This is a genomic window from Enterococcus sp. DIV2384, assembly GCF_050534975.1.
GTDB classification, from domain to species: Bacteria; Bacillota; Bacilli; order Lactobacillales; family Enterococcaceae; genus Enterococcus; species Enterococcus faecalis.
Genome location: NZ_CP172905.1, coordinates 1,588,014 through 1,614,371, shown reverse-complemented (window position 1 = coordinate 1,614,371; position 26,358 = coordinate 1,588,014). Strand labels below are relative to the sequence as shown.

The window sequence follows — 26,358 nt, the reverse complement described above, 5'->3', positions numbered from 1 at the left end:
TTTTGGATTTTGCGAGTAATTGTGTCGGAACTATTCTATGGGGAGCAATTTTAAGGAGGAAAAAATGAACAAAGAGTATCAGGGTAAAAAAATTTACGGTAAAAAGCACTGGTTGACATTTTTATTAGTGAGTTCGTCTGTATTGGCGTTCCATTCGTTTGTTACGATGGATTCTCAAGTGGTTGATGCGCAAGAGCAAACAGCAAAAGAAGACGTAGCTGATTCAGCAACGTCAGTCGGAGCAATTGTGTCGATTGAAAAAGCGGAGAAAAACTTTGTCATTACGTATGCTTCTGGCAAAAAAGCACAAATTAGTATTTTAAACGACCATCTTTTTCGCTATCATCTAGATCCAACTGGTAAATTTGAAGAATATCCAACGCCAAATGATCCAAAGCATGTTGCGAAAATTACGGCTAAAACAATGGCCGACTATGGCACACAAGCCTTTGAGCAAACGAACGTCACAGATTCAGGAAACCAATTTATTCTAGAAAATAATGGTTTAAAAATTATGTTCGAAAAAGAAAGCGCTTTAATGAAAGTTCTAGATAAGAAAAAGGATCAAGTCATTTTAGAAGAAACCGCTCCGCTATCCTTTAAAAATGATAAAGCTACACAAACGTTAAAACAAAGTAGTCAAGAAAATTATTTTGGCGGAGGAACTCAAAATGGTCGATTTACGCATAAAGGAACAGCTATCCAGATTGTCAATACGAACAATTGGGTAGATGGCGGAGTAGCATCGCCTAACCCATTTTATTGGTCAACTGCAGGGTATGGCGTTGTTCGAAATACATGGAAACCTGGCAACTATGATTTTGGAAGTCATGATCCACAAACAACCACAACAACGCACGAAGGAACAGATTTTGATGCTTTTTATTTCTTTAATGATTCCTCAGCAGGTATTTTAAAAGATTACTATGAATTAACTGGGAAACCAGCTTTGATGCCAGAATACGGGTTCTATGAAGCACATTTAAACGCGTATAATCGGGACTATTGGGTGAAAGTAGCAGAAGGAACCGCGGGAGCAGTTAAGTTTGAAGATGGTAATTTTTACAAAGAATACCAACCAGGCGATTTAGGAAACTTAAATGGCACGTTAGAATCTTTAAATGGAGAAAAAGAGAATTATCAATTTTCTGCACGCGCAGTTATTGATCGATATAAGAAAAACGATATGCCGTTAGGGTGGTTCTTGCCAAATGACGGCTACGGTGCTGGCTATGGCCAAACAGATTCATTGGACGGCGATGTACAAAACTTAAAAGAATTTACTGATTATGCTCAAGCCAATGGTGTTGAAGTGGGGCTGTGGACCCAATCTAATCTCCATCCAGCGGATCCTAAAAATCCTAAAAAAGGAGAACGGGATATTGCGAAAGAAGTTAGTGTCGCTGGTGTTAAAGCTCTCAAAACTGACGTGGCGTGGGTCGGGTATGGGTATTCCTTTGGCTTAAATGGTGTAGAAGATGCCGCGAATGTTTTTGTAAAAGAAACAGACGGCGCAGTTCGTCCGATGATTGTTTCATTAGATGGTTGGGCCGGAACCCAACGGCACGCTGGTATTTGGACAGGCGATCAAACGGGTGGTCAATGGGAATATATTCGCTTCCATATCCCAACATATATCGGGACTTCGTTGTCTGGACAACCAAATGTCGGTTCAGATATGGATGGAATTTTTGGTGGAAAAAATAAAGAGGTCAACATACGTGATTTCCAATGGAAAACTTTTACACCAGTGCAGCTAAATATGGACGGCTGGGGCTCCAATCCAAAAACGCCATTTGCTTTTGATCAAGAAGCCACAGATTTGAACCGAGCGTATCTAAAATTAAAATCAATGATGATGCCTTATAACTACAGTATTGCCAAGGAATCAGTTGATGGACTACCAATGGTACGGGCCATGGCTTTAGAATTTCCTAATGAAGGAACAGCATATACAAAAGATTCTCAATACCAATATATGTGGGGACCCAATTTACTCGTTGCCCCAATTTATAATGGCAATCAAGATGAGGCAGGAAATTCAATCCGTGATGGAATCTACTTACCAGATGAAAAACAAGTCTGGGTTGACTTATTTACAGGCGAAAAATATCAAGGTGGCCGTGTCTTAAATGGAGTAAAAACACCGCTGTGGAAGGTGCCCGTTTTCGTCAAAGATGGCAGTATTATCCCAATGACGAATCCAAACAACAATCCAAAGGAAATCCAACGGGATCAACGATCTTTCTTGATTTATCCAAATGGCGCCACTTCTTTTAATATGTATGAAGATGACGGAATTTCAACTAGTTATGAAGCTGGGCAATCAGCTACGACTAAAATAAATAGTCAAGGCCCTAAATCAAACGAAAAAGGGGATCTGACCGTTACTATCGAACCGACAAAAGGAAGTTATAGTGGCTTTGTTGATGAACGAAGCACCACGCTTGATTTGCTAGCTTCAGAAGCGCCCGAAAGCGTAACAGCAATGGTGGGGGGAACAGAAGTAACCTTGAAACAAGCAGCTAATAAAGAAGAATTTTTAGCTGGCACAAATCTATATTATTTTGATAAAGAATTCCAAGTGAATCAGTATCTTTCTGAAGCTTCAGGAGAAAAACTGAACCAATCAGCGTTATCAGTAAAACTAGCGAAACAATCTGTGACCGCCAAAGATGTTCAAATAACTGTCAAAGGTTTCATTAATAAAGGAACGGTTGACGGAGGAAATACAACGGTCGATGACCAGTTAACTATTCCGGCAAATGTCGCAATCAATGAAGAAAAAACAACGCCATCTTCTTTGACTCTTCAATGGGATCAAGTAACTGAGGCAACAAGCTATGAAGTAGAGCGTGACGGGACTGTTTTCGGAAATATTCAAACGAATACAGCAACATTTGATGGATTTTCCTTTTTAAGCGAACATACTTTTCGAGTTCGAGCTGTTGGAAAAAACGGGGTCTCTGAATGGAGTGAACCGATTAAAGGAAAAACACAAGATGATCCCTATAAAGAAACAATTAATCAAGTCAAAGCAACAAGTAATTTACCAGAACAACCAGGCGCAGAATTGAAGAAATTAACAGATAAAGATTTGAGTACAGGTTGGCATACGAACTGGTCAACCGGCATCGCTAATCCAAGTGATGGAAATTTCTTGTCTTTAAAATTTGATCTTGGTGCGGAGTATCAAATGGATAAAATTGAATACTTGCCAAGAGACAATGCCGGCAACGGAAATATTTTGCAGCTCCAGTATCGGACGTCGAAAGATGGAGCTAATTGGACAGAGTTTTCAGAACCTATTAACTGGAAGCAAGATGCTTTGACAAAAACCATTGAAACGAAGGACCAAGCGTATCGTTTTGTTGAAATGAAGGTATTAAAATCGGTGGGTAATTTTGGCTCTGGTCGTGAGATGCTCTTTTACAAACAACCAGGAACAGAAGGAATCTTACATGGAGACATTACTAACGATGGAACGATTGATGAAAATGATGCAATGAGTTATCGAAACTATACAGGCTTAGAATCGGTGGACAGTGACTTTAATGGCTATGTTGAAAAAGGTGATTTAAATAAAAATGGGGTAATTGATGCTTATGATATCAGTTATGTTTTACGACAATTAGATGGTGGGATTGAGATACCTGATGTCGAAGAAATTGCGGGCGGTTTATCCCTTGCTGTGGTTAATGAAAATGGCAAGGATACTTATCTTCCTGGCGATACATTAACCTTTACACTTAAAGGTCAAGACTTAAAAAACATTAATGCGTTAAGCACAAAAATGTCCTTTGATTCTAGCAAATTTGAACTTGTCGGTCAGCCTGCAACCACGAATAATACAAAACAAATGGAAAATTATTCTAAATATCGGAAACATTCAAATGATGTGGAGAATCTATATTTAGTTCTTAGTAATCAAGGAAATAAACAATTGTTAAATGGTTCAATGGACTTAGTTACCTTTAAAGTTAAAGTAAAAGAAACAACTCGCGTAAAACGTGCGACAACTGTTGAGCAGCCATTACAATTTGATATGAGTCAAGGCTTATTAGTAGGCCAAGGATTCCAACAAGCCACACTTTCAGATTTTTCTGTAACAGTGAAGCCCACAGAGCTAGTAGATAAAGAGTTATTACAAGCGCTAATTACGCTAAATCAAGCACGTGTCGAAAAAGAATATACGCCTGAAACTTGGGCAATCTTTAAACCAATCTTAGATGAGGCAGTAGCTGTTCTAGCCAATGAGCAAGCCACACAGACAGACGTTTCTGCTGCTGTGGAAAATCTAGAAAAGGCTGTAGAACAGTTGGAAAAAATGCCTGATGTAGCGAATAAAGCTGATTTAGAAAAAGCAATTCAAGAGGGGCTGGCGAAAAAACCAAGTGATGGGCAAGAATTCACCGAAGAAACTAAAAAAGTTCTCGAAGAGTCATTAGCAGCAGCTCAAAAAGTATTTGCTCAAGAAAAAGTTACCCAAGAAGAAATAGACCAAGCGACTAAAACATTGCGTGAAGCAATTGCACAATTAAAAGAACAACCCGTCGCCGTTGATAAGGAAACCTTAAAAGAGAAAATCGCTCAAGCCCGAGGAATAAAGCCGGAAGAAGGATACCAATTTACAAAAGAAACAGAAAAACAATTGCAAGAAGCAATTCAAGCGGCTGAAGCAATCGTAGCGAAAGAAACGGCGACAAAAGAAGAAGTCTCAGCGGCTCTAAACGCATTGGAAACTGCAATGGCTCAATTAAAAGAAGTACCCCTTGTAAATAAAGACCAATTACAAGAAGTTGTCAAACGAGCGCAGCAAGTCACTCCAAGTGAAGGGCACCAATTTACTGCCTCCTCGTTACAAGATTTACAAAAAGCGCTTTTAGCAGCTAAAAACACATTGGAAAACCCAGCAGCTAATCAAAAAATGATTGATGAAGCGGTTGCTGAATTAACTAGTGCCATCGATGGGTTACAAGAAGAAGCGTTAGTTACAGATAAAAAAGCCTTAGAGGCAATGATAGCCAAAGCAAAAGCAATCAAACCATCTGCCGGAAAAGAATTTACCAGCGAGTCTAAAGCGCGCTTAACTGAAGCAATTGACCAAGCGGAAGGGATTTTAGATGATAAAAATGCTCGGCAAGAACAAATTGATACTGCTGAAAAAAATGTAAAAACTGCTTTGGATAGTTTAGAGGAACAAGTCCTTCAAACGGATAAAACAAAGTTGAAAGAACTGCTTCAAAAAGCAGAAACATTGAAACCTAAAGCAGGAAAACAATTTACAAAAGCATCGCAAGAAGCTTTAGCTGAAGCAATTAAACAAGCAAAAGCACTTGTTGAGGACCCAAGTGCGACGCAAGAAGCTGTGGACAAATGTTTAAGTATTTTAGCACAAGCCATTGAAGCAATGGCAGAAGAGCCAATCAGTAGCAACTCTACAGGCAACAATGGAAATCATGGCACGGTTAGCGGGACTGGTAGCGTAACCAGCACAGGAAAGGGCACAGCAACAGGTGGAACGACAACGAAAACCAGCACTTCTGGCACTTTGCCAAAAGCAAATGAAGTTGTTTCGCCAATCTGGTCAATCAGTGGTTTTCTATTGATAGTAAGTATTGGTTTAGGAAAATTATTCTTCAAAAATAAAAAAGACCAAAATTAGCGTATCATTAACTTACAAGGCGCATTTGTACAAAAACAGTGTGCAAATGCGCAAGTAAGTAATAGGAGAGGATTTTTACGAATGAAAAGAAAGAAAATCAAGAATCAACTACTTGTTTTAACAAGTATTCTCGTTCTTCTGAGTTTGGAAGTCGCTCCAGTTGTTACGTTGGCTGCAGAATTACCAAGTAGCTCGCTACAAACAGCTCTGTCCTCGAAAACGACAATTACTTCGGAAGAAAAAGTAATTGAAACAACCAAAACAACCGAAACAACCGAAACAACCGAAACAACCGAAACAACTGTTGCTACATCTACAACGTCCACTAGTAGTTCGTCATCTGAATCAAATAGTTCTACCGATACGACTACCGAATCAACGAGTCAGTCAACGACAGAAACGACAACCACAAATACTAGTTCTGAAACAAAAAAAGAACCTACAGAGCCAACGGTATCATCAGAAATCACGCAGCCTGTTGAACAATCGCAACCACCACAAGTTCCTGTGACCAAGCAAGAACCTGAAGAACCTATTCAAGTTCCTGAAGCCACCAATAACGTTGTTGAAGAAAATCAGGCTGTATCGTTAAATCCGTCCCTCAAAGTAGATGAAATCGCTTCTTCAAATTTAAAAGGCTACGAACTTCCACTGTTGTCGTCTTTTGGCGAAAAGAAACGGGCAGTCGTGGTGGCTGAAGCATTAAGACACGTTGGGAAAACAAAAAAAGAATTTAATTTGACGGAGCAAGCATTGACCAGTAGTTTCCTTGCCCAAAAAATTTACCAACAATTATTTAAAATAGACATTGGCAGTACACCGCAAGAACAAATGACATTTGGTAAAGTTCGTTCTATAGAGGAGGCAGAACCTGGTGATCTGATTTTTTGGCAAACAGCTGAAGGAAAAACGCTTCAAAATGGTGTTTATCTTGGCCAAGGAAAATATTTAATTGCCGCAGCGGAAGCGGATTCTAAGGAGGAACCAGAAGTAATCGCTCAGTTAGAGAATATCTATACTGCCAAACAACAACCAGACTCAAAAGAGGAAATACGCTTGGTAGTGACTAATCCTTTTAAGGAGTTCACATTAACGGAGTATGGCAAAGAAGTTTTAGCAACATATGGTGCGTCATTTGAAATGCAGAAGTCAGAACAAACCACAGCGTTTATTAAAAAAATTGGTGAGACAGCCAGAGAACTTGGCGAAAAATACGATGTTTTTGCATCAGTGATGATAGCTCAGGCTATTTTAGAAAGTGGCTCTGGCGAAAGTCAACTAGCCAAAGAACCTTATTATAATCTCTTTGGCGTGAAAGGTTCGTTCCAAGGAAATAGTGTTAGCTTTTCAACAAAAGAGGCTGATCAGAGGGGCCAACTTTATACAATTTCCGCTGGGTTTCGCGATTACGGTGGCTATAATGACTCATTGCAAGATTATGTTCAATTACTCCGACAAGGGATTGACGGAAATCAAGATTTTTATAAACCAGCGTGGCGTTCGGAAGCCAAAAACTACCTTCAAGCAACGCGTTTTTTAACAGGTAAATATGCAACAGACAAGCAATACGATAATAAATTAAATTCGTTAATTGCGGTTTATAACTTAACGCAATTTGATTTACCAAAAACAGTGGACGGTTTGATTATCCAATCTAAAAATAAGCTGTCGGAAGCGGAACAGCAACAAATGCATTTTCCAGTCTATGATGGGATCAATTATAATCGAAGTGGTAGCTATCCCGTGGGCCAGTGTACGTGGTATGTCTATAATCGTTTCAAACAGTTAGGCACTTCTGTGGATGAATTTATGGGAAATGGCAGTGACTGGGGAAGAAAAGGACGTGCATTAGGCTATCAAGTTAGTTCATTGCCTAAAGCTGGTCGTGCGATTAGTTTCCAACCAGGAGTTGCTGGCGCAGATAATCAATATGGACATGTTGCTTTTGTTGAAGCGGTCACTTCTGATGGAATCATTATTTCTGAAAGCAATGGCATCAATGATCAAACGATTTCGTATCGTGTATTACCTAATGTAATTGCTTATAGTAGTGGCGTGACCTACATTGGCGCTTAATCGACTCATTCAACAGGAAGAACTGTGGATGTTTAAGTAAAAAATTAGCACAATGATCCATGTGTGAACTAACAAATTAAAATAACCAGAATCGACCAATGAATTGATTTTGTCATGTATAAAATGACAAGAACAGTTTGGCGGTTGATTCTTTGTTTTTCATCAACGAAGAGACAATAGTCCTCATGATTCGTTAGCAAAAGATGAATAGTCCAAAGTACTTTTTCTTGATACTTTGTTATTTTATGTTTTTGTTTGCAGGAAACTACTGAAATCGCTATACTAAATTTATGTGAATATACTAACAGACAATCAATTTTTTTATCTCTTTTATTGGTGTATAAATTGATTGAACATTATAATCATTTGTCTTTTGTTGTGTAATTTTATATCTTCTTGAGAAAGGGATGAGTGAACAAATGGCTATTTATATATTAGAAGACCAAATTATTCAAGCAAAAGCGTTAGAAGCATTGTTAACAAATATCCTACATTCAAGAAATATTTATAATGAAACAATCCATTTATTTTCACGTTCAGATGAATTATTACAAGTGGCACACCAGGACGCCCAACTAAATATCTTTTTCCTAGATATTCAAATGAACAATCATATCCAGGCAGGATTTGAGGTTGCTAAAGAAATCAGAAAAACAGACAGTGAAAGTCTGATTGTATTTATTTCTACTCACACAGAATTAGTTTTAACTTCCTACAAATATATGGTTTCAGCTCTTCAATTTATTCAAAAGAACGTGGATTTTCTAGATTTCCAAAAAGAGGTCGAAACATGTGTCGATACATATATTCAACAAAAAGAAAATATAAAGACAAAAAGTGAATATATTATCATTAACTTAAAAGCGTCTTCTATAAAAATGGATATTAATGATATTTATTTCTTTCAAACGGAATACGATCATCGTGTGTCAATGGTTGGTAAAAATTTTAAAAGAGAATTTTATGGAACGTTATCAAAAATTGAACAACTGCATCCAGATTTGATTAGAGTCCATCAATCAATCATCATCAATAAAAAATATGCGTCAAAATTAAATTATAAAACGCATCTTTTAACTATGAGAGACGGAACGGAAGTACCAGTCTCAAGAAGATATTATACTCAGGTCAAGGCACTATTTCTTACTTAGGGAGGGATAATGACTAATTAAGGAATTATCTATCTATTAGTCGCTATATTCGTTATAATTTAGTGCAATACTTGAAGAGGAGGGCGATATGCTAATCGATTGGATTCTAAAAAATATTATGGATATGGATCAGGAAGATCAATCAGGAAAAACACAATGGACAAAGTATTATCTAACCGTTTATTTTTCTGGCTTATTTAATTTTCTGATGATTCTGATTTTATCAGTTTTATTTGGGACGTTAAGCGAAACCTTTATTGTATACGTCGTACTGATTTTTTTACGGCCTGTCGCAGGTGGCTGGCATGCAAAAACTAAATGGCTCTGTCGTCTAGAAAGCATTGTTATCTATGTCGCCATACCATTTGTATTGAAAAATTCTTCTGTGAGCTTACCGTTTATTTATAAAATTCTATTGATTTGCCTCTTAGTCGTATTATTTTATTGGTATGCGCCACAAGGAACAGCAATTGAACCTGTTCAGCCATCTGATTTAAACGTGCTCAAAAAGCAAAGCCTTATAAGGGTGTGTTTACTTATTTTATGTAGTCTGTTTGTCAAAGAAAAGATTGCTTCAGTAATACTCTACGGTCTCGTCATCCAAGGTCTGATGATACTCCCTGTAACAAAAAATTTAATTGAAGGAAGTGTTTTTATGAAATTTGGTAAAAAAATAATTAAAAATGTTATTGAAAAAAGAGTTGCAAAAGTCAGTGATGGTGTGGGAACTAAGCCTAGATTAAATCAAAATTCGCCCAATATATTTGGACAATGGATGGGACAAACTGAAAAACCTAAAAAGAATATTGAAAAATGATTTTGTCGTTATTAGCTACTAACGTTTTGCTGGCATCTAGCTTTATCGTTTTTGTCTTTTTACGAGTAACATTGATCAAGATTGAATGTAAAATACCGTTACTTTCATTGCTTATTGTCATTAATCTTTGTTCGTTTGCGGCATTAATGTTGGGCTACTCTTGGTTGATTTATGCGCTGACAGTCGTTGTTTTTACAGGATTTTTACTCATTCACAAAAAGAGGTTCTCAATTTTTAAAGCGATATTTTTATCCGTTTTTACATTGCTTATGGTTTCGTTTATCAATTACACGGAGCAAACGATTTTAAGTGTTTTTTTTCAACAGATTTATCAAAATAAATTATTATGGATTGCCTCAAATGTTCTTCTGTTGCTTATAAATATCTGGATTGCTTTAAAAATTCCCAATAGTGTTTTTTTAAGATTAAATCGTGTGTTAGAAAATAGCCGAATTTTTTTTGGTTGTTTACTTTTATTGTTGATTCTGTTGTTACTTTTTGTGTTTTTGATTTCGCCAGAGATTTCACCTGACTTTATGCGAGGATTTGTCACGGTAAATAGTTCTAAATTGGAGTTATTAATAAGTGTAGGTTTATTTTTAATTCTGATTGGCTTAGTCATTGAAGCTTATTTGGAAGAACAACGTATCAACACTCAATTATTGAATAATTTAACGATTTATACTGAAAAAATAGAATCCATTAACGAAGAGCTAGCGATGTTTCGTCATGATTATAAAAATTTATTGTATAGTTTACAAATTGCTATTTCATACGAAGATATTCTGGAAATCAAAAGAATTTATGAAGAAACGATTGCACCAACCAAAAAAATTATTGATAATGAAGAATTTGAACTTATGAAGTTAAATCGTTTGAAAAATATGGAACTTAAGGCACTCATAAGTATGAAAATTAATACCGCAAAGCAAGCAAAACTAAAAGTGATTGTTGATGTGCCAGAAGTATTTATTCTTGATACATCAATCGACTTAGTGGTTGTGATTCGTTTGTTGGCTATTCTATTAGATAACGCGATTGAAAACAGTGCAAAATCAGAATTGAAAATGTTCGCTATCTCAATTTTCAATAAAGATGAAACACAAGAGTTTGTGATAACAAATAGTGTCCAAGCCGAATTTGATTTTAAGGTTATGAAGAAAACCAAATTTAGTTCTAAAAGTAACCCAGAAGAGCACGGTTGGGGATTGTTATATGTAAAAGAAATTGTTGATTTTTCAGATCAATTTGATTTACAAACGTCCTTCAAAGAAGGATCGGTCACTCAACATTTAATTATTGAAAAAAATCATAACAGTAAAAAAGTTGTTAACGAATGAATTTGTTAACAACTTTTTTGCTATGGTATTGAGATATGAGGGGCAATACAGGGAAAAATGTCGGCTGATTAAGGAATTTAGATAGTGCCGGTTAGGTAGTTGTCTATAATGAAAATAGCAACAAATATTTACGCAGGGAAAGGGGCGGTCGTTTAACGGGAAAAATTAGGGAGGATAAAGCAATACTTTTGTTGGGAAAAGAAATAAAAGGAAACTGGGGAAGGAGTTAATTGTTTGATGAAGGGAAATAAAATTTTATACATTTTAGGTACAGGCATCTTTGTTGGAAGTTCATGTCTATTTTCTTCACTTTTTGTAGCCGCAGAAGAACAAGTTTATTCAGAAAGTGAAGTTTCAACAGTTTTATCGAAGTTGGAAAAGGAGGCAATTTCTGAGGCAGCTGCTGAACAATATACGGTTGTAGATCGAAAAGAAGACGCGTGGGGGATGAAGCATCTTAAGTTAGAAAAGCAAACGGAAGGCGTTACTGTTGATTCAGATAATGTGATTATTCATTTAGATAAAAACGGTGCAGTAACAAGTGTTACAGGAAATCCAGTTGATCAAGTTGTGAAAATTCAATCGGTTGATGCAATCGGTGAAGAAGGAGTTAAAAAAATTATTGCTTCTGATAATCCGGAAAATAAAGATCTTGTCTTTTTAGCTATTGACAAACGTGTAAATAATGAAGGGCAATTATTTTATAAAGTCAGAGTAACTTCTTCACCAACTGGTGACCCCATATCATTGGTTTATAAAGTAAATGCTACAGATGGAACAATTATGGAAAAACAAGATTTAACGGAACATGTCGGTAGTGAAGTAACGTTAAAAAACTCTTTTCAAGTAACGTTTAATGTACCAGTTGAAAAAAGCAATACGGGAATTGCTTTACACGGAACGGATAACACAGGGGTTTACCATGCAGTAGTTGATGGCAAAAATAATTATTCTATTATTCAAGCGCCATCACTAGCGACATTAAATCAGAATGCTGTTGACGCCTATACGCATGGAAAATTTGTAAAAACATATTATGAAGATCATTTCCAACGACACAGTATTGATGATCGAGGGATGCCCATCTTGTCAGTTGTTGATGAACAACATCCAGATGCTTATGACAATGCTTTTTGGGATGGAAAAGCAATGCGTTATGGTGAAACAAGTACACCAACAGGAAAAACGTATGCTTCCTCTTTAGATGTAGTTGGTCATGAAATGACACATGGTGTGACGGAACATACTGCCGGTTTAGAATATTTAGGACAATCAGGTGCGTTGAATGAATCTTATTCTGATTTGATGGGTTATATTATTTCGGGTGCATCTAATCCAGAAATTGGTGCGGATACTCAGAGTGTTGACCGAAAAACAGGTATTCGAAATTTACAAACGCCAAGTAAACACGGACAACCAGAAACCATGGCTCAATACGACGATCGAGCACGGTATAAAGGAACGCCTTATTATGATCAAGGCGGTGTTCATTATAATAGTGGAATTATTAATCGGATTGGTTACACCATTATCCAGAACTTAGGCATTGAAAAAGCACAGACTATTTTCTACAGCTCGTTAGTAAATTACTTAACACCTAAAGCACAATTCAGTGATGCTCGTGATGCGATGCTTGCTGCTGCAAAAGTTCAATATGGCGATGAAGCAGCTTCAGTGGTGTCAGCAGCCTTTAACTCTGCTGGAATCGGAGCTAAAGAGGATATTCAAGTAAACCAACCAAGTGAATCTGTTCTGGTCAATGAATGAAAAAAATTCCCCAATTAAATAAAAATGGATAAGGAGTGGCATAATCTTATGAAAAAGTTCTCCATACGAAAAATTAGTGCTGGTTTTTTGTTTCTGATTTTAGTAACTTTGATAGCCGGTTTTAGCTTGTCTGCAAATGCAGAAGAGTATATCGTTCCTGCCGAAAGTCATTCACGACAAAAAAGATCGTTACTGGACCCTGAAGACAGAAGACAAGAAGTGGCAGATACAACCGAAGCGCCTTTTGCGTCAATCGGAAGAATCATTTCCCCTGCCAGTAAACCAGGCTATATTTCTTTAGGAACAGGCTTTGTTGTTGGAACTAATACAATTGTCACCAATAATCATGTGGCTGAAAGTTTTAAGAATGCCAAAGTATTAAATCCGAATGCCAAAGATGATGCTTGGTTTTATCCAGGTCGAGATGGCAGTGCGACACCATTTGGCAAATTCAAAGTGATTGATGTAGCTTTTTCCCCGAATGCGGATATTGCGGTCGTGACTGTTGGCAAACAAAACGATCGTCCAGATGGCCCAGAGTTGGGAGAAATTTTAACGCCATTTGTTTTGAAAAAGTTTGAATCTTCAGATACCCATGTCACAATATCAGGCTATCCAGGTGAGAAAAACCACACACAATGGTCTCATGAAAATGATTTGTTTACATCTAACTTTACAGACTTAGAAAATCCATTACTATTTTATGATATCGATACAACTGGTGGTCAATCTGGTTCACCAATCTATAATGATCAGTTTGAAGTAGTTGGTGTTCATTCCAATGGTGGCATTAAGCAAACAGGAAATCATGGTCAAAGACTAAATGAAGTGAATTATAACTTTATTGTTAATCGAGTGAATGAAGAAGAAAATAAACGTTTATCCGCTGTGCCAGCAGCGTAAAGAACCATAAAAATACTCGGAATTTCCAGAATCACGGGAAATCTCGAGTATTTTTGTTTTTTAAGATAGTGTAAGTTACGATAAAAGTACCTTGTAATTATCGGTTAAAAGCATATAATAGTGCTGAAAAGAAGGCAAATAATCCGATTAAGTTAGTATTTCTAAACCATCATAACTCGTAATGATTTCATGCTTTTGAGATAAAGCCGCCATCTCCGCATAAGACAAGCCGCCATTGTGAGAAAAATGGTTGGCAACGTAAATCGTTTTATCTGTGACGAGTTTTCTTTCTTTTAATTCTGCAATTAATTTTAAATTTTCTTCCCAATTCATATGACTATTGCCAGTTTCGTTTGTTTGACTAGTACAATCTAAAGAAACAATACTAAGAAGTAAGTGGCTCTTTTCAAGATATTCAAACATTTCTGACGTAAAGTAACCTGTATCATGGGTGGATAAAAAAGCATCTTTACCATCGTCTATAACGAAAATAAAACAATCTTCACTGAAATTTCCATGTTGTGCAGGAAGGGGATAAATCGTATAGTTCGCAATAGTAAAACATTTGTAGGGCTGAATAACCTGATAATGTAATCGGGTATCGTCTTGACGACCTTCTAAATCAAAGGCGCGCTGATAAAACGTCTTAACTGCTTCATTTCCGTAAACAGTTAAACGATTGGGAATATCTAATGCATAACCAGACATTCGATAAGCCAAATCCTCGCCGTAAAAATGATCGGAATGCCAATGAGAGATTAGTAAAGAGTCAAAGTCTGCAAAACACAAGTCGTACTGCAACAGGTGTAAATAAGAATCCCCTGGAAAATCAATCAGCAGGACATCATCAATAATTAATTGAGTTTGTGTACGAATTTCTCGTCCTTTTTTCTCTCGAGCGTACTTACATAATTTACAATTACAAAAAATTCCTGGAATCCGTTCTGCTGCACCCGTACCTAAATAGTTGATTTTCATTGGGAGTACCTAACCTTTCTTTGACATTCTCATACTTAGTAGATAACGCTGAACCTTAAAGTAAATGGGCATGGAAACTGAAACATTTGTTGTGTCCATCTTACCTTTTTTAGAGAAGAATTGAAATGGAATTTCTTAAGTAAATATGCGTAAAATAGAAAAAGCTAGACGCCTTTTTTGATAAGCCGAATTTACTGCGAATGCTCGTACTATTTCCGAAAAAAAGTTTTACCAAAGGCACTTTCATATCCATCTGCTATTAGTTATAGAAAAATAACAAGATGGACATAGCTTATTAGAGCAAAAATAACTACGCTATTGATAAAGAGTGAGGCGTGTTTTGAACAGGTTGCGTGGGCAAATGAATTTGAATAAAAGGGATGACAAAAGATGACTATTGAAAAATTAGAATATTTTTATACCATTGCAAAATATAATAGTATTTCCAAAGCAGCCTCTGAACTCCACGTTAGTAAATCAACCTTAAGTGCGTCATTAAAAGATTTGGAAAGTGAATTGGGCCATTTACTTTTTGACCGTAACGGTAATTCTTTGACGTTAAATTCCTATGGTGATAAAATCGTCCAATCTGTATATATCATTTTAAACGAGGCTAAGAAAATGAAACTTAATTTGCATGAAATGATTGAGAATCCAGTGATGCGTTTAGGTTTTGGAAATACGTCCTTGATGTATAAAGTGACAGAAAATGAGGATCAACTGAATCGTTTTTGGGAATGTTACCATGGTTCATCGTTTGAGTTATTGAATAAATTGGAGAATCATGAGTTGGATTTTGTGATTACTTCTGCAGATGTGAATAGTCCAGTTTTAAAGAAAGAACAATTAATTGAACTAAAAATGTATCTTTGTGTTTCAAGAGAAATTAAACAAGAAATTGAGGAAGAAGGCTTCACCTGTTTGACCAACTATCCATTTCTATTTTTGCCGCATCACTTAGATCATTTAGAAGCTACCAAGAGTGTGCTAGAAATGTTGCAATTAACAAGTCCGCTTGTTTGTTGCTACGATACATTGATGCTTACTCGTCTCATTGAAAAAAGTAAAGGAGTTTATGCGGTAATCTCTCTTCGGAAAGAACAACTGCAGGAAATTGATTCTAAACTCTTCTTTTTACCGATTGAACGAAAACAAAAATTTTATTTATACCGAAATGTTTCCAGTTCGGTTTTTGTCCAACCTGGTCAAATCAAGGCAACTTTACAAAAGTTGCTAGAGACTTAGCCATTAAAATTACTTTGGAATAGTTACCAAAAATAGCTTTATTCGCTTAGATTTACTTCTGCTGCGGATAAGGCTATTTTTGTTGTTCATTGTTTAAAAGAGATGCTCAATTATGGGGCTGTTCGATATTTCTGAACAGAATGTTCAATTATTTAATAACTTAAGAATCGATAAATCGTATCTATTACGGTTCAATTTAAAGGGGTTCTGGTGTATAGTTTGGCTATCTAAAGATTTATTTTTTTAAGTATAAAATAACTAAATGGCAAGGAATATAAAGAACTGTTGATACGTGAGTACTTGCGATAACTGTGTCGTTAGAAGTTTAAGTGTCATTGTTGCTTTTCCTGTTTTATGTAGTTGCTAGAAAGGACTGTTTTTATGATCGATAGAAAAAAAGTTATTTTGTATACTTGTTGCATGAGTTTGTTTGTAGTGACCATGGATGTTACGGTTGTCAATGTGGCGTTACCATCCATTCAAAGTGATTTTCACACGAATCTGTCTACATTACAGTGGGTAACAGATGGCTACACTTTAATGGTAGCATCCTTATTATTGTTATCTGGGTCTACAGCAGACCGAATTGGCCGTAAACGAGTTCTTCAATTGGGCTTAGCCTGTTTTGGTTTAGCGTCTTTCCTATGTGGGATTTCGCAAACCCCAGGGCAATTGATCGCGTTTCGCATGTTGCAAGGGATTGGTGGTTCTATGTTAAATCCGGTAGCAATGTCTATTATTACACAGGTATTTACCGAAAAGTTAGAACGTGCGAAAGCAATTGGCTTGTGGGGCTCTGTTACAGGGATTTCCTTAGGCATGGGCCCGATTATTGGCGGACTAATTGTTTCTTATTTTAGCTGGCGGTATGTCTTTTTTGTAAATGTACCGATCATTGCTGCGGCAATCATCCTTACACAAAAGTTTGTACCTGAGTCAAAAGTAGAGAAAACGGCGAAAAATGATTTTGTTGGTCAAGCATTGATGATTCTTTTTCTATTTAGTTCTATCTATTCCATTATCGGACTACCTAGAAAAGGGCTTTTCGCGCCAGATATTTTAAGTACTGGGATAATCGGCTGTTTAGCCATTGTCATTTTCTTTATTTATGAATATAACATTGACAATCCGTTAATCAACCCGCGTTTCTTTTTATCTATTCCATTTACATCGGCTTCTTTTTTAGCTATTTTTGGCTTTATCATATATAACGGCTATTTATTTTTAAACACGCTATATTTGCAAGAGATGAGAGGCTTCAGCCCGTTGGAAGCTGGCTTATCAACCATTCCTTTGGCTTTTGTTAGTTTTCTTGTTGCCCCGAGAGCCGGCGAAATGGTAGGGAGAATAGGGACGAAACGTCCTATTATGCTTTGTGGTATTTCAATGTTGGCTGTTAGCTTTTTACAATTATTTGTAACTAAAACAACGCCTATGATTATTTTATTTGTTATTTATATCTTTTTAGGCATTGGGTTTGGGATGTTAAATTCGCCGATTACCATTACAGCGATTGAAGGAATGCCACTTTCTCAGTCAGGAACGGCAGCAGCCATTGCGGTGACATGTAAGCAAATTGGCAATTCTTTAGGGGTTGCGCTACCAAGTCTTTTAATTACAAAGCCTATTACTAGTTCGCTTACTCGAACACCTTTTACAAACGTATGGCTTTTATTTGGATGTTGCGCCATTGCGATTATCTTTTTAAGTTATTTATCCAATTCTCCGCTAGCCAAAAAGTCATTGCGCAGAGTTAGGTTTTATTTTTAACAAATCAAGATTTTTTTGAAGGGAAAGGAAGACAAACTTAGATGAAAAAAATAAATAACCGATTAGGACTCTTTTTATTTTTTGTTTTACTCTTTTGGGCAAAAACGATTCTGGCGTATTACCTAGATTTCTCATTGGGCGTTAAGGGCAGTCTCCAGCGAGAAATTTTATGGTTCAATCCAGTTGCTACTACGCTGTTATTATTTGGTTTTAGTTTGTATTTTAAAAAGCATAAAACATTTATGCTTAGCTTAACTCTTTTAAATGTTTTAAATACATTAATTTTATATTTGAATATTATTTTTTATCGTGAATTCACTGACTTTATTACCATCCAATCTGTTTTTGGCTTTTCAAAAGTTTCAGAAGGAATTTCTGGTGATTTACTTGCCTTAATGAGGGTTCACGATGTCTTTTATTGGCTAGATACTTTAGTGCTGCTCGTTTTGGTATTTTACTCTTTTAAACAGCGACGGAATCATCAAGTCTTTATGACTAAACCTATCAACAGAAGATTGGCGATCTCAATTAGTTGTTTAAGTGTCTTGCTCTTTTCGGTTAACTTATTTTTAAGCGAAACCGATCGTCCTCAATTGCTTCAAAGAATTTTTGACCGTAATTATATTGTAAAATATCTTGGCTTGGATGCATTCACAGCCATCGATGGTGTCAAAACAGCCATGTCAAATGAGGTAAGAGCAGAAGCTAGTTCAAACGAATTACCTGAAATCATGAAATTTACCAAGCAAAATAATTTACCGCTTAATCCGCAGTATGCCGGGATTGCCAAAGGAAAAAATGTATTTGTGATTCATTTAGAAAGTTTTCAACAATTTTTGATTAATATGAAAGTCCAAGGCCAAGAGGTTACACCGTTTTTAAATCAGCTCTATCAAAACAAAGCGACAATCAGTTTTGATAATTTCTTTCATGAAGTAGGGCAAGGAAAAACGAGTGATGCGGAGAACATGTTAGAAACAGGAACATTCGGGCTCCCGCAAGGCTCTCTTTTTACACAATTAGGATCAGACAATACTTTTGAAGCGGCTCCCGCTGTTTTAGGACAAAAAGGCTATACAACCGCTGTTTTCCATGGAAATGTGGGGAGTTTTTGGAATCGAGACCATGTGTATAAAAACTTAGGATATCAATACTTTTTTGATCGGTCATATTTTTCAAAAGATGACAAAATGCTAGGTTACGGTATTTTAGATAAACAATTGTTGCGTGAATCAGCTAGTGAGCTTGAACATTTACAGCAGCCATTCTATGCGAAGTTTTTAACTGTGACCAATCATACCCCTTATTATACGGATGACCAAAACTTCCCGTTTCCTAAATTGAACACAGGCAATTCGATTGTGGATGATTATGTTCGAACAGCGCACTATTTGGATCAATCGCTAGAACAATTTTTCCATTACTTGCAAACAACAAGTTTATACAATCATTCTATTTTTGTTATTTATGGTGACCACTTCGGTATTTCAGATGCGAACAACAAGGACTTATGTAAAGCCTTCAACCGCGATCCAAAAACGTGGACAAACTATGACAATGCGCAATTGCAAAGAGTACCTTTGATGTTTTACATGCCAGGCTATACGCAAGGGAAAATCATGCACGAATATGGTGGGGAAATTGACGTTTTACCGACACTGTACCATCTTTTAGGTGTCGATGATAAAAATTATATCCATTTTGGCACGGACCTTTTATCTCCTCAATATAAACAAGTGGTTCCTTTTAGAAATGGCGATTTTGTAACGCCTCAATTTTCTTATATAGGTGGGGAAATCTACAATAATCAAGGAAAAAAATTAGACCAAGTTCCAGCAGATTTAAAAGCAGAAGTCACGAAAGATAACGATTGGGTGAAAAAATCGTTAAGTTTATCTGACAAATTAAATCAGGAAAACCTTTTACGTTTTTATAAACCACAAGGATTCCAAGAAGTGCAACCAAAGGACTACAACTATGATGTAGCTTTTGAAAAAAACAAAGTCTTAGAAGTAGAAAAACAAAAAAATGCACAATCAACTAGCTTGTTTAGTCAAAATGGCAATCAAACGACAGTCCAAAATTATCCGACTACGCCATAGATCATTTAAGAAGGATAATTTTTGGAAGGGAAAGAGAATCATATATGAAGTGAAGGAGGTCAGGACAGAACCGTTTATTTTCGAAGGAATTGGTTCTGTTCTCGCCATTTATCAGGTTTTGAGCCTAGAACAAAAATCCAAAGTGATTTTTGTCCCAGGCTCTTTCGCTCTTTTATTGAGTAAGAAGTCAGTTTAGAATTTATATTAAGTTTCGCTATACATTTTAAAATTATCATCAACAGAAAATACAACAGGCGGATTTTTAGATAAAAAAATTAGTAAAACAAGTATTAAATAAATAGTATTTTTGAGGATAAAGTAAGAGAAATGTTGCTTTTTTAACAGTTATTAACGCAAAACAAAATTATTTTATAGCCATAAAATATATTTTTATTATAATTATATTATAAAATAATGAGCATATGATTTGCAGATAAGTTTTTCAGGACCTATTCTGAATAGGAACTTAGCTATAAAAATAAAAGAGGAGAGTGGTTTTGATGAGAAAAAATCAGAAGATTGTGCCAATTGTGACAGCTTCAGACGAAAATTATGCTCCTTATTTGAATGTAATGATGACAACTGTTTTAGAAAATTGTCATTCGGAGAGATCTGTTCATTTTTATGTGATTGATGATGGGCTGTCGCTATCTAGCAAAAAAGCACTCCAAGAAACGGTTAGTAGTAACTCACAAAATGCGACTGTTGAATTTCTAACAGCAGACAAAGAAGTCTATCAAAATTTTTTAGTGAGTGATCATATTACAACGACCGCATACTTACGCATTTCTTTACCGTCACTTTTACAAAAATATAGCTATAAAAAGGTTCTTTATTTAGATGCAGATACGCTTGTTTTAGATGATATTGTCCAGTTGTATGATACGCCATTAGTGAACCAAACGATTGGCGCGGTTATTGATCCTGGTCAAGCATATGCCTTGAAACGTTTGGGCATCCATTCCTCCGATTATTATTTTAATTCAGGAGTTATGATTATTGATATTGACCGATGGAACGAGAAAGCAATCACGCAAAAAACAATTCAGTATCTAGAAGAAAATGGGGACCGCATAGTTTATCATGACCAAGATGCTTTAAACGCCGTTCTTTATGAAGATTGGCTAGCTTTAGAACCAAGATGGAATATGCAGACGTCTTTAGTTTTTAATCGTCATGAAGCGCCTAATGAAGCCTATCAAAAATTATATACAGCGGGAAATCAAGAGCCAGCGATTATTCATTTTACTGGACACGATAAACCCTGGAATACGTTAGAAAATCATCCTTATACAGCTCTTTATCTAAACAAATTAAATAAAGTAGGTGCAAGAAATGGAAAATAGAAAAGAATTAGCGATTGTCTCCTGTTGCAATACCAACTTTGTACCGCATCTTGCTGCTATGTTTGTTTCAATTTTAGAAAATAGTCCTTCAGCGGCAGCTGTTCATTTTTATGTGATTGATGACAATATCAATTTTGAAAGCAAGCAACTACTGTATTTTACGATTAAACATACCCAAATCAATGCAGAGTTAACATTTTTAAAAATCAACCCCCATTTTTTCAAAAATGTTGTAACCAGTGAACGAATTCCCAAAACAGCTTACTACAGGATTGCTATTCCAGAGCTGTTTAGAGGAAGCCAGATCGAACGGCTGTTGTATATGGATTGTGACATGATTGCCTTAGATGATGTCGCAAAATTATGGACAGTTGATTTAGGTGAAAATATCATCGCCGCTGTGGAAGATGCAGGGTTCCATCAACGTTTGGAAAAAATGGCGATTCCTGCAGAATCTATGTGTTATTTTAACTCAGGCTTGTTGCTAATCGATGTTAAAAAATGGTTGAATTTAGATGTAACCACTAAAGTCTTAAGATTTATTGAAGAAAATCCAGATAAATTACGTTTCCATGATCAAGATGCATTGAATGCGGTTTTACACGACCGCTGGACCCTGTTGCATCCTAAGTGGAACGCCCAAGGTTATATTCTGTCAAAAGCGAAAAAACATCCAACTATTTATGGAGAAAAACAATATGAAGAAACGAGAAGAGCACCATCCATTATCCACTTTACTGGCCATGTCAAACCTTGGACGAAAGAATTTCAGTGGTATACCAAGCGTTATTATGATCAATATGCGAATAGGACGGCCTTTCGTTGTGTCAACACATTCAATCAATATTTATCTTATACGAAAATTAGCAGAAGGATTGAATATGCTCAATAATGAATATTGTCATGGATTTCGTAAAATCAGTTACTTGTTAGTTGTTGCCAGAACCAAACAATAGAAACGAAGAAGTCGGGATAGAACTGTTTTTCAGATTTTGAGTATGAGACAAAAATCTAAAGTGATTTTTGTCTCATACTCTTTTTTGTCTATTTAAAATAAAGCCAGCAACTGGTATCATATTTAAGGATGGTTTTTTATAAAAAAATGATTTCTTTAGGAAAAAAATATTACAATAAAGAAAAATAAAAAAATGTAAACGTTGTCATTTCAAGGTTATAGCGGTATGAAGATATTTATTAATACTTTTTATTGACAAAATAAAAAAAACCACCGTACTATTGGTTTGTGGTTATAACCAGTTAGGGTAAAGGAGAAAGTTATGGAAAATGCCTTTAAAAACAAAGCTTTGTATCATCAACTTGTTGATTTGCTGCAGGAACGAATCGAAACATGCATGATTCCTCATGACAAGTTGCCCTCTGAACGTGAATTGACTGCACAATATGGAGTGAGTCGGACGACGGTCCGGTTAGCGCTACAAGAACTAGAAAATAGAGGTTCCATCTATCGTCGTCATGGCAAAGGAACGTTTGTTTCAGATATAAAAAAAGAGGCCGCTGATTTAGCTGGCGCATATAGTTTTACAGAACAAATGAAAGGGCTGGGTCGAAAACCACATACCCGTATATTATCCTTCGAAAAATTGGAAGCGGATAAATTTATTTGTCAGCATTTGAATCTTTCGTTAGGAGAGGCAGTTTTTAAATTAAGTCGGTTGCGGATTGCTGATAACGAGCCATTAATGGTTGAAGACACATACTTGCCTGTGAAATTTTTCTTATCACTCACGGATCAATTACTACGTAGCAAACCATTATATGATCTATTTTCGGAAGATTTTAAGCAAACCGTTCGTTTAGCTGATGAAGAATTATACGCTAGCATTGCTTCAAAAGAAGATGCCAAATTATTGATGATTCCAGAAGGAGCGCCAGTCCTTCATTTAGCACGCCAGACATATAACATGAAAAATGAAATTATTGAATTTACGTTGAGTGTGGCGCGAGCAGATCAATTTCATTATCAGATACGCCATATTCGGAATAGTTAGGAGAATTAAGTATGTTTACAGCAGAAAAAGAAGAACTAGAACAACTAGGAGCGGAAATCACGACACGTGAAATTCGTCAGCAACCTGAGCTTTGGCAAGAAACCGTGACACTTTATCATGAAAATCAAACAGCTTTGGAAAACTTTTTAAAAGAAGTCCAAGCCAAAGCGCAAGGAAAACGCACAAGAGTAATTTTTACAGGAGCAGGGACTTCGCAATATGTCGGTGATACGGTTGTACCTTATCTCCGAGCACACGGCGACACACAAGCCTTTTCATTCGAAAGTATTGGGACAACGGATATTGTGGCCAAACCAGAAGATTATCTGATTAAAGACGAACCAACATTGTTAGTTTCGTTTGCAAGAAGTGGAAATAGTCCTGAAAGTTTAGCGGCAGTTGAAGTAGCTAATCAAGTGGTTGAAACAATTCATCATTTAGCGATCACTTGTGCCGAAGAAGGACAACTGGCACAAATAAGCCAAAAAGAAGAAAACAGCTTTTTATTCTTAATGCCAACACGTTCCAATGATGGTGGTTTTGCGATGACTGGTAGCTTTTCTTGCATGACCTTGGGTACATTACTACTCTTTGATCAAACAGCCTTTGAGCAAAAACAAGATTATGTAACCGCTCTAATTAAATTAGGTGAAGAAGTGCTATCCCGTGAAGAAGAATTAAATGAAATTGTTAACCTTGATTTTGAACGAATTGTTTATGTTGGTTCTGGAAGTTTAGCTGGTTTGACAAGAGAAGCGCAATTGAAAATTTTAGAACTAACAGCCGGCAAAGTTGCCACAATTTTTGACTCTTCTATGGGCTTCCGTCATGGACCAAAATCATTTATTAATGAAAAAACAATAATGTTTGGTTTTGTTAATAATACGCCATACACAAGAGATTACGACTTGGATATCTTAGAAGAAGTTCACGGTGACGAAATTGCGGCGGGTGTTTTTGCGATTGCTCAACCTGGCAAACGTAATTTCTCAGGTTCAACTATTGAATATTCCGCAGAAACTGCTCTATTACCTGATGGCTATTTAGCATTAGCAGATATCATGGTAGCCCAAACAGTCGCACTTTTAACATCTATTAAAGTTGGAAATAAACCGGATACCCCTTCACCGACAGGTACAGTGAATCGTGTGGTTAAAGGCGTAACGATTTATGACTATAAATAATACAACATTTGGAGGAGGAACTATGCTTACGTTAACAGCTGGAAAAAAAGCGGCAATGGATCGTTTGTCAACCCAAGAAGGAATCATTAGCGCATTAGCCATTGATCAACGAGGTGCCTTGAAAAAAATGATCAAAGCACTAGATGTAGAGCCAACCGATGCACAAATTGAAACGTTTAAAGAATTAGTCTCGAAAGAATTGACACCTTATGCGTCCGCCATTTTATTGGATCCAGAATATGGATTGCCTGCTGCAAAAGCACGCGATACCGAGGCTGGATTGTTACTCGCTTATGAAAAAACGGGCTATGATGCAACAACTCCGGGACGATTGCCTGATTTACTAGCAGATTGGTCTGTTTTACGCTTGAAAGAAGAAGGCGCAGATGCGATTAAATTTTTACTATACTATGATGTGGATGAGGATCCAGAAATCAATCATCAAAAACATGTATTTATTGAACGCTTAGGGAGTGAATGTGCAGAAGAAGACCTACCATTTTACTTAGAATTAGTTTCTTACGATGCACAAATAGCAGATGCGACTTCTTTAGAATATGCAAAAGTTAAACCGCATAAAGTGAATGAAATGATGAAAGAATTTTCTAAACCCCAATATAAAGTAGATGTATTGAAAGTGGAAGTTCCAGTTAATATGAATTTTGTAGAAGGTTTTGCGCCGGCTGAAACAGCGTATACAAAAGAGGAAGCGGCGAATTATTTCTTAGAACAAAGTCAAGCCACTGATTTACCATTTATCTTTTTAAGTGCCGGTGTCTCAACAGAGCTATTCCAAGAAACACTACGTTTCGCTAAAGAAGCTGGTTCAACATTTAATGGTGTTTTATGTGGCCGTGCTACGTGGAAAAATGGCGTGAAACCTTTCGTTGAAGCAGGAGAAACTGCGGCTTGTGATTGGTTAAAAACAGAAGGCCGAGAAAACATTGAAAGTTTAAATGAAGTCATCGCGGCAACCGCCAGCTCTTGGCATGTAAAAGTTCAAGTAAACGAAGGATAATTGGGAGGCATAGCTGTGATAGTAACAGTAACAATGAATCCGTCAATTGATATCTCCTACCTATTAGATCATCTAAAGCTTGATACCGTTAATCGGACCAGTCAGGTGACCAAAACCCCTGGTGGCAAAGGATTAAATGTCACTCGTGTCATTCATGATTTAGGTGGAGATGTTATAGCTACCGGCGTTCTTGGTGGTTTTCATGGGGCGTTTATTGCAAACGAGTTAAAGAAAGCAAACATCCCCCAAGCATTTACGTCAATCAAAGAAGAAACGCGTGATTCGATTGCGATTTTGCACGAGGGGAATCAAACTGAAATTTTAGAAGCTGGACCAACTGTTTCCCCAGAAGAAATCAGTAACTTCCTTGAAAATTTCGATCAATTAATTAAGCAAGCAGAAATTGTCACAATTTCTGGCAGTTTAGCGAAAGGATTACCATCAAATTTTTATCAAGAATTAGTTCAAAAAGCTCAAGCACAAGAGGTTAAAGTGCTACTAGATACTTCTGGTGATAGTTTAAGGCAAGTTCTTCAAGGACCTTGGAAACCGTATTTAATTAAACCTAATTTAGAGGAACTAGAAGGATTGCTAGAGCAAGATTTTTCAGAAAATCCATTAGCAGCTGTACAAACAGCTTTAACAAAACCAATGTTTGCTGGAATTGAATGGATTGTCGTATCTTTAGGAAAAGATGGTGCAATTGCCAAACATCACAATCAGTTCTATCGTGTAAAAATTCCAACGATTCAAGCTAAAAATCCTGTTGGTTCAGGAGATGCAACCATTGCTGGTCTTGCATATGGACTAGCCAAGGATGCCCCAGCTGCCGAACTGCTAAAATGGGGCATGGCGGCTGGAATGGCTAATGCCCAAGAAAGAATGACTGGGCATGTAGACGTAGAGAACGTGAAGAAACATCTTATGAACATCCAAGTAGTTGAAATTGCTAAATAAAGAGCTTTCTTTATTTAGCAATTATCAAGC

At 36.5% G+C, this 26,358-nt stretch carries 17 protein-coding genes; 16 read left to right on the top strand and 1 reads right to left on the bottom strand.

The window, feature by feature from the left end; all coding sequences use genetic code 11:
• The first annotated feature begins 37 nt into the window (after nt 1-37).
• The 7 genes from IGK54_RS07850 (at nt 38) to sprE (ending at nt 13,719) form a co-directional block, all read left to right on the top strand.
• Complete coding sequence (locus IGK54_RS07850) at nt 38-5,665, top strand: TIM-barrel domain-containing protein (protein ID WP_185938075.1); 5,628 nt, start codon at nt 38-40, stop codon at nt 5,663-5,665.
• Nucleotides 5,666-5,746: 81 nt separating this feature from the next.
• Nucleotides 5,747-7,741: an amidase domain-containing protein gene (locus tag IGK54_RS07845; RefSeq protein WP_430602864.1), complete on the top strand. Its 1,995-nt coding sequence runs from the start codon at nt 5,747-5,749 to the stop codon at nt 7,739-7,741.
• A gap of 419 nt (nt 7,742-8,160) precedes the next feature.
• Nucleotides 8,161-8,892 (top strand): response regulator FsrA, encoded by a 732-nt coding sequence (gene fsrA, locus IGK54_RS07840; protein WP_142957145.1) that lies wholly within the window; start codon nt 8,161-8,163, stop codon nt 8,890-8,892.
• A gap of 88 nt (nt 8,893-8,980) precedes the next feature.
• Nucleotides 8,981-9,709 (top strand): accessory gene regulator AgrB, encoded by a 729-nt coding sequence (locus IGK54_RS07835; protein WP_002377181.1) that lies wholly within the window; start codon nt 8,981-8,983, stop codon nt 9,707-9,709.
• Complete coding sequence (gene fsrC, locus IGK54_RS07830; RefSeq protein ID WP_142957144.1) at nt 9,706-11,049, top strand: sensor histidine kinase FsrC; 1,344 nt, start codon at nt 9,706-9,708, stop codon at nt 11,047-11,049. Before IGK54_RS07835 ends, fsrC begins: the two co-directional genes overlap by 4 nt.
• Nucleotides 11,050-11,283: 234 nt before the next feature.
• Nucleotides 11,284-12,816, top strand: coding sequence for a M4 family metallopeptidase coccolysin (gene gelE / locus IGK54_RS07825; protein WP_142957143.1), 1,533 nt, complete (start codon nt 11,284-11,286; stop codon nt 12,814-12,816).
• A gap of 48 nt (nt 12,817-12,864) precedes the next feature.
• Nucleotides 12,865-13,719, top strand: a complete 855-nt coding sequence (gene sprE / locus IGK54_RS07820) for a serine proteinase SprE (protein ID WP_002379530.1) — start codon at nt 12,865-12,867, stop codon at nt 13,717-13,719.
• A 147-nt stretch (nt 13,720-13,866) separates the two neighbouring features.
• Here the strand turns inward: sprE and IGK54_RS07815 are convergent, their stop codons facing one another.
• Nucleotides 13,867-14,697: an MBL fold metallo-hydrolase gene (locus tag IGK54_RS07815; protein WP_002369253.1), complete on the bottom strand. Its 831-nt coding sequence runs from the start codon at nt 14,695-14,697 to the stop codon at nt 13,867-13,869.
• Nucleotides 14,698-15,087: 390 nt separating this feature from the next.
• Between IGK54_RS07815 and IGK54_RS07810 the strand changes: the two genes are divergently transcribed.
• The 9 genes from IGK54_RS07810 to IGK54_RS07770 all read left to right on the top strand — a co-directional run bounded on the left by IGK54_RS07810 (nt 15,088) and on the right by IGK54_RS07770 (nt 26,328).
• Nucleotides 15,088-15,942: a LysR family transcriptional regulator gene (locus IGK54_RS07810; protein WP_002357233.1), complete on the top strand. Its 855-nt coding sequence runs from the start codon at nt 15,088-15,090 to the stop codon at nt 15,940-15,942.
• Nucleotides 15,943-16,323: 381 nt separating this feature from the next.
• On the top strand, nt 16,324-17,712 hold the full coding sequence (locus IGK54_RS07805) for an MFS transporter (protein WP_010712556.1): 1,389 nt from the start codon (nt 16,324-16,326) through the stop codon (nt 17,710-17,712).
• Between the two features lie 41 nt (nt 17,713-17,753).
• The gene (locus IGK54_RS07800; RefSeq protein ID WP_142957142.1) at nt 17,754-19,814 is read left to right on the top strand and encodes an LTA synthase family protein; all 2,061 of its coding nucleotides are present in this window, start codon (nt 17,754-17,756) and stop codon (nt 19,812-19,814) included.
• A 500-nt stretch (nt 19,815-20,314) separates the two neighbouring features.
• Nucleotides 20,315-21,160: a glycosyltransferase family 8 protein gene (locus IGK54_RS07795; RefSeq protein ID WP_010825306.1), complete on the top strand. Its 846-nt coding sequence runs from the start codon at nt 20,315-20,317 to the stop codon at nt 21,158-21,160.
• Nucleotides 21,150-22,052 carry a glycosyltransferase family 8 protein gene (locus IGK54_RS07790; protein ID WP_002382420.1) on the top strand — a complete coding sequence of 301 codons (903 nt, stop codon included), beginning with the start codon at nt 21,150-21,152 and terminating at the stop codon, nt 22,050-22,052. The genes IGK54_RS07795 and IGK54_RS07790 overlap by 11 nt, the downstream gene beginning before the upstream one ends.
• Nucleotides 22,053-22,437: 385 nt before the next feature.
• On the top strand, nt 22,438-23,169 hold the full coding sequence (locus IGK54_RS07785) for a GntR family transcriptional regulator (protein ID WP_002360115.1): 732 nt from the start codon (nt 22,438-22,440) through the stop codon (nt 23,167-23,169).
• 11 nt (nt 23,170-23,180) lie between these two features.
• Nucleotides 23,181-24,353 carry an SIS domain-containing protein gene (gene agaS, locus IGK54_RS07780; protein ID WP_002357242.1) on the top strand — a complete coding sequence of 391 codons (1,173 nt, stop codon included), beginning with the start codon at nt 23,181-23,183 and terminating at the stop codon, nt 24,351-24,353.
• Nucleotides 24,354-24,375: 22 nt separating this feature from the next.
• Nucleotides 24,376-25,371, top strand: a complete 996-nt coding sequence (gene lacD / locus IGK54_RS07775; protein WP_033627445.1) for a tagatose-bisphosphate aldolase — start codon at nt 24,376-24,378, stop codon at nt 25,369-25,371.
• A gap of 15 nt (nt 25,372-25,386) precedes the next feature.
• A complete protein-coding gene (locus tag IGK54_RS07770) occupies nt 25,387-26,328 on the top strand; it encodes a hexose kinase (RefSeq protein ID WP_078071504.1) in 942 nt (313 codons plus the stop codon).
• The last annotated feature ends 30 nt before the right edge of the window (nt 26,329-26,358 follow it).

Coding starts and splice junctions, on each gene's coding strand:
- IGK54_RS07850 (WP_185938075.1), top strand. CDS start 38: ATGGGGAGCAATTTTAAGGAGGAAAAAATGAACAAAGAGTATCAGGGT.
- IGK54_RS07845 (WP_430602864.1), top strand. CDS start 5,747: ATGAAAAGAAAGAAAATCAAGAATCAACTACTTGTTTTAACAAGTATT.
- fsrA (WP_142957145.1), top strand. CDS start 8,161: ATGGCTATTTATATATTAGAAGACCAAATTATTCAAGCAAAAGCGTTA.
- IGK54_RS07835 (WP_002377181.1), top strand. CDS start 8,981: ATGCTAATCGATTGGATTCTAAAAAATATTATGGATATGGATCAGGAA.
- fsrC (WP_142957144.1), top strand. CDS start 9,706: ATGATTTTGTCGTTATTAGCTACTAACGTTTTGCTGGCATCTAGCTTT.
- sprE (WP_002379530.1), top strand. CDS start 12,865: ATGAAAAAGTTCTCCATACGAAAAATTAGTGCTGGTTTTTTGTTTCTG.
- IGK54_RS07815 (WP_002369253.1), bottom strand. CDS start 14,697: ATGAAAATCAACTATTTAGGTACGGGTGCAGCAGAACGGATTCCAGGA.
- IGK54_RS07810 (WP_002357233.1), top strand. CDS start 15,088: ATGACTATTGAAAAATTAGAATATTTTTATACCATTGCAAAATATAAT.
- IGK54_RS07805 (WP_010712556.1), top strand. CDS start 16,324: ATGATCGATAGAAAAAAAGTTATTTTGTATACTTGTTGCATGAGTTTG.
- IGK54_RS07800 (WP_142957142.1), top strand. CDS start 17,754: ATGAAAAAAATAAATAACCGATTAGGACTCTTTTTATTTTTTGTTTTA.
- IGK54_RS07795 (WP_010825306.1), top strand. CDS start 20,315: ATGAGAAAAAATCAGAAGATTGTGCCAATTGTGACAGCTTCAGACGAA.
- IGK54_RS07790 (WP_002382420.1), top strand. CDS start 21,150: ATGGAAAATAGAAAAGAATTAGCGATTGTCTCCTGTTGCAATACCAAC.
- IGK54_RS07785 (WP_002360115.1), top strand. CDS start 22,438: ATGGAAAATGCCTTTAAAAACAAAGCTTTGTATCATCAACTTGTTGAT.
- agaS (WP_002357242.1), top strand. CDS start 23,181: ATGTTTACAGCAGAAAAAGAAGAACTAGAACAACTAGGAGCGGAAATC.
- lacD (WP_033627445.1), top strand. CDS start 24,376: ATGCTTACGTTAACAGCTGGAAAAAAAGCGGCAATGGATCGTTTGTCA.